General features: G+C 52.2%; 17 protein-coding genes. 11 read left to right on the forward strand and 6 right to left on the reverse strand.

Features of this window, described 5'->3' with window-relative positions; genetic code table 11:
- The first annotated feature begins 83 nt into the window (after window positions 1-83).
- Complete coding sequence (spy, locus tag WB371_RS21595; RefSeq protein ID WP_336222037.1) at window positions 84-569, forward strand: ATP-independent periplasmic protein-refolding chaperone Spy; 486 nt, start codon at window positions 84-86, stop codon at window positions 567-569.
- Between the two features lie 167 nt (window positions 570-736).
- On the forward strand, window positions 737-1,312 hold the full coding sequence (ves, locus tag WB371_RS21600; RefSeq protein WP_336222038.1) for an environmental stress-induced protein Ves: 576 nt from the start codon (window positions 737-739) through the stop codon (window positions 1,310-1,312).
- Here ves and cho read toward each other — a convergent pair.
- Together cho and nadE are read right to left on the reverse strand one after the other, a co-directional pair.
- Window positions 1,272-2,159, reverse strand: a complete 888-nt coding sequence (cho, locus tag WB371_RS21605; RefSeq protein ID WP_336222039.1) for an excinuclease Cho — start codon at window positions 2,157-2,159, stop codon at window positions 1,272-1,274. The two genes, ves and cho, sit on opposite strands and share 41 nt — an antisense overlap.
- Before the next feature lie 115 nt (window positions 2,160-2,274).
- Complete coding sequence (gene nadE, locus WB371_RS21610; protein WP_336222040.1) at window positions 2,275-3,102, reverse strand: ammonia-dependent NAD(+) synthetase; 828 nt, start codon at window positions 3,100-3,102, stop codon at window positions 2,275-2,277.
- A 217-nt stretch (window positions 3,103-3,319) separates the two neighbouring features.
- On the opposite strand from nadE, the gene osmE reads away from it, so the two are divergent.
- The 7 genes from osmE to chbG all read left to right on the forward strand — a co-directional run bounded on the left by osmE (window position 3,320) and on the right by chbG (window position 9,221).
- Window positions 3,320-3,661 carry an osmotically-inducible lipoprotein OsmE gene (osmE, locus tag WB371_RS21615; protein ID WP_336222041.1) on the forward strand — a complete coding sequence of 114 codons (342 nt, stop codon included), beginning with the start codon at window positions 3,320-3,322 and terminating at the stop codon, window positions 3,659-3,661.
- A 299-nt stretch (window positions 3,662-3,960) separates the two neighbouring features.
- On the forward strand, window positions 3,961-4,281 hold the full coding sequence (gene chbB / locus WB371_RS21620; protein ID WP_000412160.1) for a PTS N,N'-diacetylchitobiose transporter subunit IIB: 321 nt from the start codon (window positions 3,961-3,963) through the stop codon (window positions 4,279-4,281).
- A gap of 80 nt (window positions 4,282-4,361) precedes the next feature.
- Entirely contained in the window at window positions 4,362-5,720 is a 1,359-nt protein-coding gene (gene chbC, locus WB371_RS21625; RefSeq protein ID WP_336222042.1) for a PTS N,N'-diacetylchitobiose transporter subunit IIC, read from the forward strand.
- A 52-nt stretch (window positions 5,721-5,772) separates the two neighbouring features.
- Window positions 5,773-6,123: a PTS N,N'-diacetylchitobiose transporter subunit IIA gene (chbA, locus tag WB371_RS21630; protein ID WP_336222043.1), complete on the forward strand. Its 351-nt coding sequence runs from the start codon at window positions 5,773-5,775 to the stop codon at window positions 6,121-6,123.
- 7 nt (window positions 6,124-6,130) lie between these two features.
- On the forward strand, window positions 6,131-6,973 hold the full coding sequence (gene chbR / locus WB371_RS21635) for a transcriptional regulator ChbR (RefSeq protein ID WP_420704073.1): 843 nt from the start codon (window positions 6,131-6,133) through the stop codon (window positions 6,971-6,973).
- Between the two features lie 122 nt (window positions 6,974-7,095).
- Window positions 7,096-8,451 carry a 6-phospho-beta-glucosidase gene (locus WB371_RS21640; RefSeq protein WP_336222044.1) on the forward strand — a complete coding sequence of 452 codons (1,356 nt, stop codon included), beginning with the start codon at window positions 7,096-7,098 and terminating at the stop codon, window positions 8,449-8,451.
- An 11-nt stretch (window positions 8,452-8,462) separates the two neighbouring features.
- The gene (gene chbG / locus WB371_RS21645; protein ID WP_336222045.1) at window positions 8,463-9,221 is read left to right on the forward strand and encodes a chitin disaccharide deacetylase; all 759 of its coding nucleotides are present in this window, start codon (window positions 8,463-8,465) and stop codon (window positions 9,219-9,221) included.
- A gap of 50 nt (window positions 9,222-9,271) precedes the next feature.
- Here the strand turns inward: chbG and katE are convergent, their stop codons facing one another.
- Window positions 9,272-11,530: a catalase HPII gene (gene katE / locus WB371_RS21650; RefSeq protein ID WP_336222046.1), complete on the reverse strand. Its 2,259-nt coding sequence runs from the start codon at window positions 11,528-11,530 to the stop codon at window positions 9,272-9,274.
- 182 nt (window positions 11,531-11,712) lie between these two features.
- Between katE and cedA the strand changes: the two genes are divergently transcribed.
- Window positions 11,713-11,985: a cell division activator CedA gene (cedA, locus tag WB371_RS21655; protein ID WP_336222058.1), complete on the forward strand. Its 273-nt coding sequence runs from the start codon at window positions 11,713-11,715 to the stop codon at window positions 11,983-11,985.
- Window positions 11,986-12,046: 61 nt separating this feature from the next.
- Here the strand turns inward: cedA and tcyP are convergent, their stop codons facing one another.
- From tcyP to hxpB, 3 genes are all read right to left on the reverse strand, one after another.
- Window positions 12,047-13,438 (reverse strand): cystine/sulfocysteine:cation symporter, encoded by a 1,392-nt coding sequence (tcyP, locus tag WB371_RS21660; RefSeq protein WP_336222047.1) that lies wholly within the window; start codon window positions 13,436-13,438, stop codon window positions 12,047-12,049.
- 132 nt (window positions 13,439-13,570) lie between these two features.
- Window positions 13,571-14,161, reverse strand: coding sequence for a metal-dependent hydrolase (locus tag WB371_RS21665; protein ID WP_336222048.1), 591 nt, complete (start codon window positions 14,159-14,161; stop codon window positions 13,571-13,573).
- Between the two features lie 140 nt (window positions 14,162-14,301).
- Window positions 14,302-14,970 carry a hexitol phosphatase HxpB gene (hxpB, locus tag WB371_RS21670; protein WP_336222049.1) on the reverse strand — a complete coding sequence of 223 codons (669 nt, stop codon included), beginning with the start codon at window positions 14,968-14,970 and terminating at the stop codon, window positions 14,302-14,304.
- A 137-nt stretch (window positions 14,971-15,107) separates the two neighbouring features.
- Between hxpB and WB371_RS21675 the strand changes: the two genes are divergently transcribed.
- The gene (locus tag WB371_RS21675) at window positions 15,108-15,644 is read left to right on the forward strand and encodes a YniB family protein (RefSeq protein ID WP_336222050.1); all 537 of its coding nucleotides are present in this window, start codon (window positions 15,108-15,110) and stop codon (window positions 15,642-15,644) included.
- Window positions 15,645-15,994 lie beyond the last annotated feature (350 nt).

Below are 15,994 nucleotides of genomic sequence, written 5' to 3' on the forward strand. Positions count from 1 at the left end.
AGTTGATCTCGTCAACACGGCGCTGTTCTTCTTGGTAAGTGACAAGAAAGCCGTAAAAATAACTGAAAGGAAGGATAAAGATTATGCGTAAATTAACTGCACTGATTGTTGCTTCTGGGCTGGCGCTGGGCGCTGCAAACCTGGCTCATGCGGCGGATACCACCACGCCCGCGCCGACCGATGCCAAACCGATGATGCAGCATAAAGGCCAGTTTGGGCCGCATCATGACATGATGTTTAAAGATCTGAATCTGACCGATGCGCAGAAACAGCAGATCCGCGACATCATGAAAGACAAGCGCGACCAGATGAAGCGCCCGTCCGCTGATGAGCGCCGCGCTATGCACGACATCATCGCCAGCGACAACTTTGATAAAGCCAAAGCAGAAGCGCAGATTGCGAAGATGGAAGAGCAGCGCAAAGCCAGTATGCTGACGCATATGGAAACGCAGAATAAGATCTACAACATTCTGACCCCGGAACAGAAAAAACAATTTAATGCCAATTTTGAGAAGCGTCTGACAGATCGTCCGGCGCGTGACGGTAAAATGCCTGTACCTGCTGAGTAATCGCTTAGCAGACTAATTCGAAGACCGCCGGTCTTGTCCATCCTCTCCACTGAGGCGATGGACAGGATCGGCGGTTTTTTCTTTTGCGCACCCTAAGGAAAAATCACGCGGCTGCCGATAATGACTCTGTGCTTTATTCTTCTGCATGATGTCCTTCAGGAGTGATGATGGAATACTTTGATATCCGCAAGATGCCGGTCAATCTCTGGCGTAACGGGGCCGGTGAAACGCGGGAAATTTGCTGTTTTCCTCCTGCAACCCGTGACTTTCACTGGCGCGCCAGCATTGCGTCTATCGCCGGTAACGGCGAGTTTTCACTTTTTCCGGGCATCGAACGGGTGATTACGTTGCTTGAGGGCAGTGAAGTGACGCTGGAAAGTCAGGGAGCGTTTACCCACACCCTTAAACAGCATCAGCCGTTTACCTTTGCCGGCGAGCGGGTGGTGAAGGCGAAGTTGACGGAAGGGCAGATGTCGATGGATTTCAATATTATGACTCGCCGCGAGTCCTGCCAGGCAAATGTGCGGGTCGCCGATCGCACCTTCACCACGTTTGGCTCGCGCGGCGGTGTGGTCTTTGTGATTAGCGGCGCCTGGCAACTGGGCGATAAACTGTTAACTGCCGATCAGGGCGCCTGCTGGCATGACGGAATACACACGCTTCGTCTGTTAAAAACGGAAGGAAAGCTCCTGTTTAGCGAAATTACCTGGCGTAAAGGTCATTCTCCGGAGTCAGTTCAATGATCTCACAGTTTCCTGAAATGAGCGGCTTACAGAGAATTTTGTAGCCGTCATGATCAAACCCTGCGGGTGTTTGACCCAGTGACGCTGCCGCCTCCAGCGAATCCACCGCCCCCAGCCACAGCCAGTTATTAATGATGTGGTATTGGGTCATTTCCGGGCGGCTCTCTTTTAGCGCAATGGCATTTTTCCACGGCCAGCAGATGACGCGCAGTTTCTCCAGCGAGGCCAGTAAACGCGCATCGTGCTCCTGAGGACTCTCCTTACCACAGCAGACGCCAGCACAGCGTTTCAGCGCTGAACGAAAACAGGCGCGTCCCCGGCTCAGGGGTTCCAGGCCCAGCCGCCCGTAACACAGCTTCTGTTCATCGGCGATGGACTGTAATGCCGCCAGCGCAGCGCGGCGGTTGGCGAAAAGACCGAACAGACCTGGTGCATGAGAGAAATCAACGTCGCGGGAATAGACCACATCCACTTTCCCCGCAGTGAGCTTAAGCGCGCACAACTGCCGGTTACGCCGCAGACGCTTATTAAAAAGCGGTTGTTGTTCTTTAATCAGCCGCGCCTCCAGTAACAGCGCGCCAATTTCACCGGCGGTACCGATCCAGGAAATACGCCGGGATTGACGCAGCATCGTGGCTTCATCTGGCGTACGTAAGTGCGACAGTACCCGGCTGCGGATATTCACGCTTTTACCGATGTAGAGTGGCAGGGTTTCGCTCTCGCTGTGAAACAGATAAACGCCGGGCACGGAAGGAAGTGATTCCAGAAAAGGCCGCAAATGTTCGGGATACTCGTAAACGGCGGCGGCTTCAAACTCAAGACGAGGGGCGGATTGACGACGGACCACTGCTGACTCCGGTTACTGGTTGTTTATCCAGTATAGCAGCGCAGGGGAGATTAAAAAAGAGGCGGCGTCATGGGGGGAGGCAGGCCGGAGGCAGCGCCATCCGGCCTGTGAAGAATTACTGCTTCCAGAAATCGTCAAACACAGTAATCGGGGGACGGCGCTTGTGTTCCGTCTTCAGATACCAGCCTTCAATGATTTTCGCGACAGCGGTATCGACCGGTTTTCCTTCCAGATAATCATCAATATTCTCGTAGGTGACGCCCAGCGCGGCTTCATCGGGCAGGGAAGGGCGATCGTCTTCAAGATCGGCGGTGGGCGCTTTCTTGTAGAGATGTTCAGGGCAGCCTAACGTTGCCAGTAGCTGTTTGCCCTGACGCTTATTGAGACGAAACAGCGGGTTGATATCCGTACCGCCATCGCCGTACTTGGTGAAGAAACCGGTAATGGCTTCCGCGGCATGATCGGTACCGACCACCACGCCGCTGGTCATTCCGGCGATGCTGTACTGCGCCTTCATACGTTCGCGGGCTTTTTCATTGCCGCGAACAAAATCACTCAGTTCAATACCCGTTTCACGCAGTGCCTGTTCGCTTGCCAGTACCGCCCCTTTGATATTGACCGTCAGTACGCGGTCCGGCTGGATAAAGTCGATAGCGTCCTGGCAATCCTGTTCATCGGCCTGAACGCCGTAGGGCAGGCGTACGGCGATAAATTGCAGCGCGTCGTTGCCCGTTTCAGCGCGCAACTCGCTGATGGCGGTCTGACACAATTTCCCTGCCAGCGTTGAGTCCTGACCGCCGCTGATGCCCAGCACCAGGCTTTTCAGAAAGGGATAGCGTTGCAGATACGCTTTCAGGAAATCCACGCTACGGCGAATTTCCTCTTCCGGATGAATGTGCGGTTTTGCGCCAAGTGCCCTGATGATCTCTTGTTGCAGAGTCATTTCCCCTCCCCAATATAAAAAGAAAAAAGCAGATGGTGTTAAAGCTAACCCTTTGCTGTGCAAACGACAAGAGAACACCGGCTGAGTGGCGCTTAAAACGACATCCTGCCGACAGTTCGGAATTTGCTAAAATATTTCGCGTGCTAAGTGTCAGCTTGAAAAATGTCATAATGTATTCCAGGCTTATATAACACGCTGATAAACAAGAGGACGGAAAATGAACAAGAATGTAGCAGGAATTTTAAGTGCAGCGGCTGTATTGACTATGCTGGCAGGGTGTACGGCGTACGATCGTACCAAAGACCAATTTGTTCAGCCTGTGGTGAAAGACGTTAAAAAAGGCATGAGCCGTGCCCAGGTTGCGCAGATTGCGGGTAAACCGTCTTCTGAAGTGAGCATGATTCATGCGCGCGGAACCTGCCAGACTTACATCCTGGGTCAACGTGATGGTAAAGCTGAAACCTATTTCGTGGCGCTTGATGATACCGGTCATGTTATCAACTCAGGCTATCAGACCTGTGCGGAGTACGACACCGACCCGCAGGCCGCGAAGCAGTAATAACTGTCTATTGCCTGAGCAACTCAGAGAACCGGCCGTTGTGCCGGTTTTTTTGTGTCCAGGATAATCTTATTTATTGGTGCGAATTATTTACCCGAAGTGTGAGGGGAGTCATAACACCAGGTCAATGAGAAACAATTTAGTTGGTCAAGGAAATACCATCCACGGTTGTGATCCCGTATACTCATTTCAGACACAGAAATAAGTCTTTCGGTTACGCAAGTTGTCCAGCGCATGGATGCAGGTTTGAGCTTGCGGCGTGTCTGGTTAACAGATAATCGCACATGAGGAAGGTCTGAATGGAAAAGAAACACATTTATCTCTTTTGTTCTGCGGGTATGTCTACCTCTTTGTTAGTGTCAAAGATGCGTGCGCAGGCGGAAAAATATGAAGTACCGGTTATTATTGAAGCATTCCCGGAGACGCTGGCTGGAGAAAAAGGACTCAATGCCGACGTGGTGTTACTGGGGCCACAAATTGCATATATGTTGCCCGAAATTCAGCGTTTGTTACCCAACAAACCTGTAGAAGTGATTGACTCGCTGCTGTATGGCAAAGTCGATGGTTTAGGCGTGCTTAAGGCTGCGGTTGCAGCAATTAAAAAAGCCGCTGCAAATTAATATTTTAAATTTTCCCGTCAAAGAGTTATTTCATTTACAGATACCGCAATATTAATTGCGGTTTTTAAGGGTATTTTTCTATGAGTAACGTCATTGCTTCACTTGAAAAGGTACTCCTTCCTTTTGCTGTTAAAATAGGAAAGCAGCCACACGTTAATGCAATCAAAAATGGTTTTATCCGTTTAATGCCATTAACCCTCGCGGGGGCCATGTTTGTATTAATTAATAACGTTTTCCTGAGCTTTGGGGAGGGGTCATTTTTTTACTCTCTGGGTATTCGGCTTGATGCTTCAACCATTGAAAACCTCAATAGTCTGAAAGGTATCGGCGGAAACGTCTATAACGGCACGCTGGGCATTATGTCATTAATGGCGCCGTTCTTTATCGGCATGGCGCTGGCGGAAGAGCGTAAAGTCGACGCCCTGGCGGCAGGGTTGTTATCCGTTGCCGCGTTTATGACGGTGACGCCTTATAGCGTAGGCGAAGCCTATGCGGTTGGGGCAAACTGGCTGGGTGGCGCGAATATCATTTCCGGTATCATTATCGGTCTGGTCGTCGCGGAAATGTTTACCTTCATTGTCCACCGCAACTGGGTGATTAAATTACCCGATAGCGTGCCTGCCTCCGTATCCCGTTCCTTCTCCGCGCTGATTCCTGGCTTTATTATCCTCTCCATTATGGGGATTATCGCCTGGGCGCTGACGACCTGGGGAACTAACTTCCACCAGATCATCATGGATACCATCTCTACACCGCTGGCATCGCTGGGCAGTGTCGTGGGTTGGGCTTATGTACTGTTCGTACCGCTGCTGTGGTTCTTTGGTATCCACGGCTCCCTGGCGCTGACCGCGCTCGACAGCGGGATCATGACTCCCTGGGCGCTGGAAAACATCGCTATTTATCAACAGTACGGGTCGGTTGATGCCGCACTGGCCGCCGGTAAGACGTTCCACGTCTGGGCGAAACCGATGCTTGATTCTTACATCTTCCTCGGTGGTAGCGGTGCAACGCTGGGCCTGATCATCGCCATCTTCATCGCTTCTCGCCGCGCGGATTATCGTCAGGTTGCGAAGCTGGCTTTACCGTCCGGACTCTTCCAGATTAACGAACCGATCCTGTTCGGTCTGCCGATTATCATGAACCCGGTGATGTTCATTCCGTTCATTCTGGTACAGCCGATTCTGGCGGCGATCACGCTGGCGGCATACTATATGGGTATCATCCCGCCGATCACCAACATCGCGCCGTGGACCATGCCAACCGGGTTAGGGGCGTTCTTTAACACTAACGGTAGCGTTGCTGCGCTGCTGGTCGCACTCTTCAACTTAGGTATCGCGACGCTGATTTACCTGCCGTTCGTGGTGGTGGCGAACAAAGCGCAGAATGTCATCGACAAAGAAGAGAGCGAAGAAGAGATCGCTAACGCACTGAAATTCTAAGTTTAAACCGGCATGTGGCAACGCATGCCGGGCTGTCAAAGAGGAATGATTTATGATGGATCTCGATAATATTACTGATGCGCAGAGCGAAGCCGAAGCGCTCGAAGAAGTGGTGATGGGACTTATCATCAACTCCGGACAGGCGCGCAGCCTGGCGTACGCGGCCCTGAAACAAGCGAAGCAGGGCGATTTCGACGCGGCGAAAGTGATGATGGAGCAGTCACGCATGGCGCTGAACGAAGCGCATCTGGTCCAGACGAAACTGATTGAAGGCGATCAGGGCGAAGGTAAAATGAAACTGAGTCTGGTTCTGGTTCACGCACAGGATCATCTGATGACATCAATGCTGGCACGCGAGATGGTGACAGAGTTGATTGAGCTCCACGAAAAGCTGAAACAGTAAGGAGTCAATGATGCAACTACAGGCTACCGCACCGGAAATCACCGTTGCCCGTGAACAGCAGTTGTTCAACGGTAAAAATTTCCACGTCTTTATCTATAACAAGACCGAGAGCGCCTGTGGACTGCATCAGCATGATTACTATGAGTTTACGCTGGTGCTCACCGGTCGCTATTACCAGGAGATTAACGGTAAGCGCGTGTTACTGGAACGTGGGGACTTTGTGTTTGTCCCGCTGGGTTCGCACCATCAAAGTTTCTACGAATTCGGCGCAACGCGTATTCTCAACGTCGGTATCAGCAAACGTTTTTTTGAACAGCACTACAGTCCGCTCATGCCGTTCTGTTTTGTGGCATCGCAGGTCTATCGCACTAACAGCGCATTTTTAACCTATGTCGAAACGGTCATCGCGTCGCTCAACTTTCGTGATACCGGACTGGAAGAATTTGTTGAAGTGGTCACCTTCTACATTATCAACCGTCTGCGTCATTATCGTGAAGAGCAGGTCCTTGATGATATTCCGCAGTGGCTGAAAGCGACCGTGGAGACCATGCATAATAAAGCACAGTTTGGTGAAAATGCTCTGGAAAATATGGTTGCCTTGTCCGCAAAATCGCAGGAATACCTGACGCGAGCGACTCAGCGTTATTACCGAAAAACACCGATGCAATTAATTAATGAGATTCGCATCAACTTTGCCAAAAAGCAACTGGAGATGACGAACTACTCAGTGACGGATATTGCATATGAAGCGGGGTACAGTAGCCCAAGTCTGTTTATTAAGACGTTTAAAAAAATGACGTCATTTACCCCAAATAGTTATCGAAAAAAACTCACGCAATATAATCAGTAAATTATTTAACTCAACAACCAGGATTTAAAGCTTGCCCATCATTTACGCGGGACTCTCGCGTCATACCTGACAAATGGGCAGAGCATAATTCACGCCAGTGCTAAGCACTGAAGGGAGAAATTATGAGCCAGAAATTAAAAGTCGTCACCATTGGCGGCGGAAGCAGCTACACCCCGGAATTACTGGAAGGGTTTATTAAGCGTTATCATGAGCTTCCGGTGACGGAATTGTGGCTGGTTGACGTTGAAGGCGGCGCGGAGAAACTGGATATTATTCATAACCTCTGCCAGCGCATGATCGACAAAGCGGGCGTACCGATGAAGGTGTTTAAAACCCTCGATCGCCGCGAAGCGCTGAAAGGGGCTGACTTTGTCACCACCCAGCTCCGCGTAGGGCAACTGAAAGCACGTGAACTCGACGAGCGCATTCCACTGAGCCACGGTTATCTGGGCCAGGAAACCAACGGCGCGGGCGGGCTGTTTAAAGGGCTGCGTACGATCCCGGTGATTTTTGACATCATTAAAGATGTGGAAGAACTCTGCCCGAATGCCTGGGTGATTAACTTTACCAACCCGGCAGGAATGGTGACGGAAGCGGTTTATCGTCACACCAACTTCAAACGCTTTATCGGGGTGTGCAACATTCCGGTAGGGATGAAGATGTTTATCCACGATGTGCTGGCGCTGAAAGAGAGCGACGAGCTGTCGATCGATCTGTTCGGCCTCAACCACATGGTGTTTATTAAAGATGTGATCGTCAATGGCCAGTCACGTTTTGCTGAGCTGCTGGACGGTGTGGCTTCGGGTAAACTGAAAGCCTCTTCGGTGAAAAATATCTTTGATCTGCCGTTCAGTGAAGGGTTAATCCGCTCGCTGAATCTGCTGCCTTGCTCGTATCTGTTGTACTACTTCAAACAAAAAGAGATGCTGGCAATTGAGATGGGCGAATACTACAAGGGCGGCGCACGTGCGCAGGTGGTTCAGCAGGTCGAGAAACAACTGTTTGACCTCTATAAGAACCCGGAGCTGAACGTTAAGCCTAAAGAGCTGGAACAGCGCGGCGGGGCGTACTATTCCGACGCAGCCTGTGAAGTCATTAATGCTATCTACAATGACAAGCAGACGGAGCATTACGTCAACATCCCGCATCACGGTCATGTGGACAACATCCCGGCGGACTGGGCAGTTGAAATGACCTGCACATTAGGCCGCGACGGGGCGAAACCGCATCCGCGCATCACCCATTTTGATGAGAATGTGTTGGGCCTTATCTATACCATTAAAGGTTTCGAAGTGGCAGCCAGTAAAGCGGCGCTGAGCGGTGAGTTTAACGATGTGCTGCTGGCGCTGAACCTCAGCCCGTTGGTGCATTCTGACCGCGATGCGGAAACCCTGGCGCGCGAACTGATCCTTGCGCATGAAAAGTGGTTGCCAAACTTTGCTGAGTGCATTGCGAAGCTGAAAGGCACACAACGCTAAAGAGGTGGGCTATGGAACGCTTATTGATTGTAAACGCGGACGATTTTGGTCTGAGCAAAGGGCAAAACTACGGCATTGTGGAGGCGTGTCGCAACGGCGTGGTAACCTCCACCACCGCGCTGGTGAACGGCGAAGCCATTGAGCACGCGGTGCAATTGAGCCGCGAGTTGCCGACGCTTGCCGTCGGAATGCACTTTGTTCTGACGATGGGCAAACCGTTAACCGTGATGCCGGGTCTGACCCGCGAAGGGCGTCTGGGTAAATGGATCTGGCAAATGGCAGAAGAAGGTACGCTGCCGCTGGATGAAATCAGCCGTGAACTTGCGTCGCAGTATCAGCGTTTCATCGACCTGTTTGGGCGGGAGCCTACGCACCTTGACAGCCATCATCACGTGCATATGTTCCCGCAAATTTTCCCGCTCGTTGCGCATTTTGCGGCTGAACGCGGAATTGCGCTGCGCATCGATCGCCAGCCCATGCTTGAGGCCGCCGCTCTCCCGGCGACGCTGCGTAGTTCGCAGGGATTCAGTAGTGAGTTCTATGGGGAGGAAATATCGGAAGCGCTGTTTCTGAAGGTTCTCGATGCCTCTGCGAAGCGCGGAGAATCCTCACTGGAAGTGATGTGTCACCCGGCGTTTGTCGACAATGTTATCCGGCAGAGCGCCTATTGTTACCCCCGTTTGACTGAGCTGGACGTGCTGACGTCTGCATCGCTTAAGTACGCGATTGCGGAGCGCGACTACCGTTTAGGCAGTTTTCTTGATGTCTGACTCCTGAGTTTGCGGCGCACGATGCGCCGCATTTTTTCACCCGATGCACCTCAGGCAGGAACCCCCGGAACTTTCGCCGTTCGTGACCAGACGCGATGCGCCGCCATAAGCGTAAACAGTTCATCCATAAAGTGATTATTCGCCTTATCGGTTTCAACCACGCCTTCTTCACCCTGTTTGTCTACATTCAGCACCGTTTTAAAACGCCGTGCGTCGCCGGTCAGCGCGATGGGCTTCAGATGCTTATAGGCTTCCAGCAGGTAGTAGCGCGCGTCGCCGCTGTCTTCGATATCTGCGATATCCCCGCCCGGAACGATAACCGCATCCACTGTGAGCGATGGCGCGCCAGCAAAGGTCGCGGCGATGGTCAGCGTTGAGCCGTCATCGGCAATGACTTCACCCATTCGTGAGTAGAGCAATTTGGCATGGACGCCTTTTGTCTTCAACGCCTGAAGGATCGCCAGAAGATCTGACGATTTCACTTTTCCGTTCAGCAATATCCCGACGACACGGCCTTTAATATCACCGTCCGGAACGGCATACAGGCTCAGTGAAGGATCTTTTTTCAGCCCGTTCACATCAGGCGGCGGGGCGATTTGCGTCTGCTCATCGGTTAACGCAATGCCCAGATTTTTGCCGACCGCCTGTGCGAGGCTGATATCGATATGCGCCAGTTGGTCAACCACCCGTTCGCGAATATAAGGGCGCGCCACTTTACTTAACTCAAAGCTGAAAGCCTCGACAATATGTTGTTGTTCAACGGGGGTCTGGCTTACCCAGAAAAGCCGCGGATGGGCATAGTACTCGCCAAACGACGGGCTGCGTTCGCGGATTTTTCCGCCGTCCACCCGTTCCTGATACGACTCAAATCCCCCGCGTTTTGGCCCCGGCGGCGTTTCGCGCGGCCAGTTGTCGTTGATGGAGTTTGGCTCGTAGTTGGCCGGGTTAGTATCGATGCCCATTCGATGCATCCCGTCGCGCTGGAAGTTGTGATAGGGGCAGGTCGGGCGGTTAATCGGGATTTCATGAAAATTAGGCCCGCCGAGGCGGCTGATTTGCGTATCGGTATAGGAGAACAAACGTCCCTGCAATAAGGGATCGTTGGTAAAATCAATGCCCGGAACGATATGGCCGGGATGAAAGGCGACCTGCTCGTTTTCGGCGAAGAAATTATCGGGGTTTCGGTTCAGCACCATCTTACCGACGCGCTGTACCGGAACCAGTTCTTCCGGAATCAACTTGGTGGGGTCGAGCAGGTCGAAATCGAATTTAAATTCGTCCTCTTCCGGGATCAACTGGAGCCCCAGTTCATATTCCGGGTAATCACCTGCTTCAATCGCTTCCCACAGCTCCCGGCGATGGAAATCCGGATCACGGCCAGTCAGTTTTTGCGACTCATCCCACACCAGAGAGGCTTTACCCGCCAGTGGCTTCCAGTGAAAGCGGACAAAGGTGGCTTTTCCGTCTGCGTTGATCAGACGGAACGTGTGAATGCCAAAGCCTTCCATTGTGCGATAGCTGCGCGGGATACCGCGGTCGGACATCGCCCACATCACGTTGTGCAGGGTTTCTGGCTGCAATGAAACATAATCCCAGAAGGTATCGTGCGCACTTTGGCCCTGCGGAATTGCCCAGTGCGGCTCGGGTTTCACCGCATGTACGAAATCAGGAAACTTATGCGCGTCCTGAATAAAAAAGACAGGCGTGTTATTGCCGACCAGGTCAAAAATGCCTTCTTCAGTGTAAAACTTGGTGGCGAATCCGCGAATATCGCGCACCGTATCCGCCGAGCCCGCGCCGCCCTGAACCGTAGAAAAACGGACGAAAACAGGCGTTATCTTATCCGGGTCAGAAAGGAAATCGGCTTTCGTGATATCGCCTAAATTCTTGTAGGGCTGGAAGTGGCCGTGTGCGGCTGAACCCCGGGCATGAACGATTCTCTCCGGGATACGCTCATGGTCAAAATGGGTGATTTTCTCACGTAAGATGAAATCTTCCAGCAGCGTAGGACCGCGACTTCCGGCCCGCAGTGAGTTCTGGTCGTCGGCGATGCGTACGCCCTGGTTGGTGGTCAGTGCGAAATTCTCACTGCCTTTGCGCACATTTTCCAGATCGTTCAGCTTGTCATTACGGGTATCCGGCGCTTTCAGGCTTCCCGGCGCCGTCGGTTGAGCACCGGGAGGCGTGGGTTCAGGGGCAGGGCGATGCGAACCGTCTTCAGGAGCCAGAGAGTCCAGACCCGGTTTTGATTCACGAGGATCGTGTACCGGTGATTGATGCAGATGGGGATTCTTCTCATTATGCGACATTGAACTCGTCTCCATTTTTCATTACTGAAAGGGTCGTTGTTTTTAGTCAAAAACCCCCTAACTATAGACTACCAGGGGGGCATACCGGGTAATGCCCGGAATGCGCGGCGCAGAATACGTGGAAAGAGCACGCGCAGGGCGGGACGAACGGGGACAAAATCGGCTAAGATAGTTGTTTTCTGATTTTTAAATTTGTTTTAGTGAAGCCATTAATGATGAAACCTCTTCGCCAACAAAATCGCCCGGTTATTAGCTATGTTCCGCGTGTTGAACCTGCGCCACCTGAACATGCGATAAAAATGGACGGGTTTCGTGACGTGTGGATCTTGCGCGGAAAGTATGTCGCATTCGTCTTAATGGGTGAGTTGTTTCAGCGCTCGCCGGCGTTTACCGTGCCGGAAGCCGCTCAGCGCTGGGCAAACCAGGTTCGTCAGGAAAACGAAATTTCAGAGTAATCCCGCCATAAAAAAATCGCCCCGAAAGGCGATTTTCTACGTCTGCAGGTGAATGGTGCGATCAGCGATGCGCCAGTTCGGCGTCGTCTTCACTGTCGAGAATGGTTTTATCGGTCTGTTTCAGCCACTGGCTGGTCAGCGTACCGGCGGTCATTGAACCGCTGACGTTCAACGCGGTACGCCCCATATCGATCAGCGGCTCAACGGAGATGAGCAGGGCCACCAGCGTGACAGGCAGACCCATTGCGGGCAGTACGATCAGTGCGGCGAAAGTGGCACCGCCGCCGACGCCCGCCACTCCGGCGGAACTTACGGTTACGATACCGACCAGCGTGGCAATCCAGAGCGGATCCAGCGGGTTAATGCCTACCGTTGGCGCAACCATAACGGCCAGCATGGCAGGGTATAAACCGGCACAGCCGTTCTGACCAATTGTCGCGCCAAAAGAGGCGGCGAAGCTGGCGATGGATTCCGGTACGCCCAAACGACGGGTTTGCGCTTCCACGTTCAGAGGAATAGAGGCCGCACTGGAGCGACTGGTGAACGCGAAGGTCAGCACCGGCCAGACTTTGCGGAAATACTTCAGCGGGCTCACGCCGTTTACGCCGAGCAGGATGCCGTGGACGACAAACATAATGCCCAGCCCCAGATATGAGGCTACCACGAAGCTGCCCAGCTTAATGATGTCTTGCAGGTTGGAACCCGCCACCACTTTGGTCATCAGCGCCAGTACGCCGTAAGGCGTCAGTTGCATGACCAGACGAACCAGTTTCATCACCCAGCTTTGCAGCGTGTCGATCGCGGTCAACACGCGCTCGCCTTTTGGCGCATCATCTTTCAGCAGTTTCAACGCCGCCACACCCAGGAATGCGGCGAAAATCACTACGCTGATGATAGAGGTTGGGTTCGCGCCGGTGAGATCGGCAAACGGGTTTTTCGGCACAAACGAGAGCACCAGTTGCGGTACGCTGAGATCGGCCACTTTGCCCACATAGTTGGTTTCAATGGCGTTCAGACGCGCGGTCTCTGCGCCGCCCTGTACCAGACCTTCTGCAGTCAGACCAAACAGATTGGTCACCAGCACGCCGACCAGTGCGGCAATCAGTGTGGTGAACAGTAACGTACCGATGGTCAGAAAGCTGATTTTCCCCAACTGCGAGGCGTTATGCAGACGGGCAACCGCGCTCAAAATCGAGGCGAACACCAGCGGCATTACGATCATTTGCAGTAGCTGGACATAGCCGTTACCGACGATGTTAAACCACTGGACGGAATCTTTCAGAACCTGGCTGTCGGAACCGTAAACAGTGTGCAGCGCGAGGCCAAAAACCACACCCATGACCAGACCGACCAGCACTTTCTTTGCCAGACTCCACTGTTTATGGCGGGTTTGCGCCAGTGCAAACAGCAGAATAACGAACACCACAATGTTCGCGATTAATGGAAAATTCATCCCCGTTCTCCTGATTTTATTATTTGTCTCGCTATGGCATAGCGATCCTGTTGGCGCAAGGTTAGCAGAACTGTGACGAGGCTCTTATATTCAAATGGAATTGTTTATACCTAAAACGCCAATTTCGCTGAATTACTCATCGATTTGATGCTTTATAAAGCGATTAAACTGCAATTGCAGCGTAGTAATCATATCCGATGACCAGCGAACGGCACTGTTCTGGGGCAGGGTCTGTGGCATCCATACCGCCCAGGCAAACAGCGCCATACAGAGAAAACGCTCCAGTTGATTACCCTTTTGCACAACCAGAACAGGCAAACGAAAACGCCAGCGACAGGGCCAGAGCAAAGGTACGCCCGCAGGTGTCAGCATATCTGCGGCAATGTGGCTCAGATAGCCAATCACCATGCCCTGTAGTGCATCAGCAGGGATAATCCAGCTATCCGGCACTTTCAGATAGAAAGTGGTCAGCAGGGCGAAAACCGCCAGCAGGCTGTGGGTAAAACCTCGGTGACCAAACGCGCGGGCAATGGGTTTTGAAATCCATTTTAGCCGCTGGCCCAGGAAGGACTTTGGGTGATCGATATCCGGCAGAAGGCAGGTCAGAATGGCAGACGGAACGATATGCCACCAGTCACCCTGTGCGAGCACGGGGGTGAGTTCAGCATTTTTCGCAAACACCGCGCAGGCAATGGAAAAGAGGAGGTGACCTTCCGCCGTCATGATAAAACCTGATAAACTGTGAATTCGTACAGTATAGGATTTTTATACAGTAGGCGGAAGTGGTGACGTTGTAACTCTTTGTCAATTATGCGCGTTTATCGCGCGAACGCGCTGCTCTCGCCAGCAGACGCCACTCAGCGTTAGCCACGCAGGTCAGCTACGGTCAGCTCGGTTAGCGAATTGAGTTTGACGTCTGCGAGCACATAACGCGGGTCCTGTCGCACCTCTTTATCCGGTACCACGATAGAACGCATCCGCGCGGCTTTTGATGCCACCATGCCATTTACGGAGTCTTCCAGCGCCACGCAACTTAGCGGGTCGACGCCCAGTTTGGCCGCACAGTCAATATAAACCTGAGGGTGGGGTTTGCTGTAGGGTAGTTTTTCCGCAGAGGCGATTGCATCAAAGCTGTCGCGTAGCTCAAACATGGTCAGCACCTTTTCCAGCATATGCAGAGGGGATGCTGACGCCAGGCCGACTTTCAACCCTTGCGCTTTACACAGCGCGACGGCTTCTTTCACGCCGGGCAACAGTGGGCGCGTCTCTTCAACCAGCGCAATCGCGCGGTCAATAATGCGGTTGGTCACATCCTGACGGCTCGGCCCAACCCACGGTTGCTGCGCAAACCAGAGATCGACCACCATGTCGATGCGCAGGCCCAGCGTATCGGGGAGTTCATGACGACGAGTGATATCGACGCCAACGCTGGCGAGTACGTCCAGCTCGGCCCGATCCCACAGCGGTTCTGAATCAATCAGCAATCCATCCATATCGAATATTGCCGCAAGAATTTGACGCGGGGTTGACATTACAACCTCTCCTGTTGAGCATTAAATGTAAGGTATTTGGTATCGAAGACTATCATAGCGTTTTTAAAGATCGGGCGAAAACGGTTATCAGCAGGTAGACTTAAGCCAAAATGACGCGTCTTTATCAAGGGGAACTCATGACGTATCAACAAGCTGGACGCATAGCGGTGTTAAAAAGGATTATGGGATGGGTGATATTTATTCCGGCGCTTCTTTCCACACTCATTTCGGCCCTGAAATTTATGTACGCGCACAGCGAAAAGCAGGAGGGAATTAACGCGGTTATGCTCGATTTTACCCATGTCATGATTGACATGATGCGGGTGAATACGCCGTTTCTGAACCTGTTCTGGTACAACTCGCCAACGCCGGATTTCCACACCAGCCTGAACATTATGTTCTGGCTGATTTTTGCCCTGATTTTCGTCGGCCTGGCGCTGCAGGATTCTGGCGCGCGCATGAGTCGTCAGGCGCGTTTTTTACGTGAAGGGGTAGAAGATCAGCTTATTCTGGAGAAAGCCAAAGGCAGTGACGGATTATCGCGCGAACAAATTGAATCGCGAATTGTGGTGCCGCATCACACGATTTTCCTGCAATTTTTTCCACTCTACATCCTGCCGGTGATTATCCTTATTCTCGGCTATGTGTTCTTTTCTCTGCTCGGATTCGTCTGAGCAGAAAGGCCGCCAACCGGCTAACACCGATCGGTTAAGCAAAAGGATCAGTTGAACGATCCTGCAGGTGGGTAACAATCGCCTCATCAATTTTCTGATGGGGCTTTTTTATGTTTTCAACCTGACTTAACGATGCACTGCACTCGCAAACACAAATTCCCGGTGGAACGGATTTTGCAGGCGCGACACAGCGATACAACGACAGAGAAACAGCTGCAGGCCTTTTTACCGCAAACTCGATGGCAGCACTGAATATCAATATCATAATCTCGCAGATTAAACACAATGACCTCATGAATATTAAATAAACATCTATCTGCCCTTAAAATATATATCCGGGCATTCTGTTA

Source organism: Citrobacter amalonaticus (genome assembly GCF_037053465.1).
Lineage (GTDB): Bacteria > Pseudomonadota > Gammaproteobacteria > Enterobacterales > Enterobacteriaceae > Citrobacter_A > Citrobacter_A amalonaticus_H.

What these genes read in the sequence shown, in the direction of transcription:
- spy (WP_336222037.1), top strand. Translation starts at nt 84, where the DNA reads ATGCGTAAATTAACTGCACTGATTGTTGCTTCTGGGCTGGCGCTGGGC.
- ves (WP_336222038.1), top strand. Translation starts at nt 737, where the DNA reads ATGGAATACTTTGATATCCGCAAGATGCCGGTCAATCTCTGGCGTAAC.
- nadE (WP_336222040.1), bottom strand. Translation starts at nt 3,102, where the DNA reads ATGACTCTGCAACAAGAGATCATCAGGGCACTTGGCGCAAAACCGCAC.
- osmE (WP_336222041.1), top strand. Translation starts at nt 3,320, where the DNA reads ATGAACAAGAATGTAGCAGGAATTTTAAGTGCAGCGGCTGTATTGACT.
- chbB (WP_000412160.1), top strand. Translation starts at nt 3,961, where the DNA reads ATGGAAAAGAAACACATTTATCTCTTTTGTTCTGCGGGTATGTCTACC.
- chbC (WP_336222042.1), top strand. Translation starts at nt 4,362, where the DNA reads ATGAGTAACGTCATTGCTTCACTTGAAAAGGTACTCCTTCCTTTTGCT.
- chbA (WP_336222043.1), top strand. Translation starts at nt 5,773, where the DNA reads ATGATGGATCTCGATAATATTACTGATGCGCAGAGCGAAGCCGAAGCG.
- chbR (WP_420704073.1), top strand. Translation starts at nt 6,131, where the DNA reads ATGATGCAACTACAGGCTACCGCACCGGAAATCACCGTTGCCCGTGAA.
- WB371_RS21640 (WP_336222044.1), top strand. Translation starts at nt 7,096, where the DNA reads ATGAGCCAGAAATTAAAAGTCGTCACCATTGGCGGCGGAAGCAGCTAC.
- chbG (WP_336222045.1), top strand. Translation starts at nt 8,463, where the DNA reads ATGGAACGCTTATTGATTGTAAACGCGGACGATTTTGGTCTGAGCAAA.
- katE (WP_336222046.1), bottom strand. Translation starts at nt 11,530, where the DNA reads ATGTCGCATAATGAGAAGAATCCCCATCTGCATCAATCACCGGTACAC.
- tcyP (WP_336222047.1), bottom strand. Translation starts at nt 13,438, where the DNA reads ATGAATTTTCCATTAATCGCGAACATTGTGGTGTTCGTTATTCTGCTG.
- WB371_RS21665 (WP_336222048.1), bottom strand. Translation starts at nt 14,161, where the DNA reads ATGACGGCGGAAGGTCACCTCCTCTTTTCCATTGCCTGCGCGGTGTTT.
- hxpB (WP_336222049.1), bottom strand. Translation starts at nt 14,970, where the DNA reads ATGTCAACCCCGCGTCAAATTCTTGCGGCAATATTCGATATGGATGGA.
- WB371_RS21675 (WP_336222050.1), top strand. Translation starts at nt 15,108, where the DNA reads ATGACGTATCAACAAGCTGGACGCATAGCGGTGTTAAAAAGGATTATG.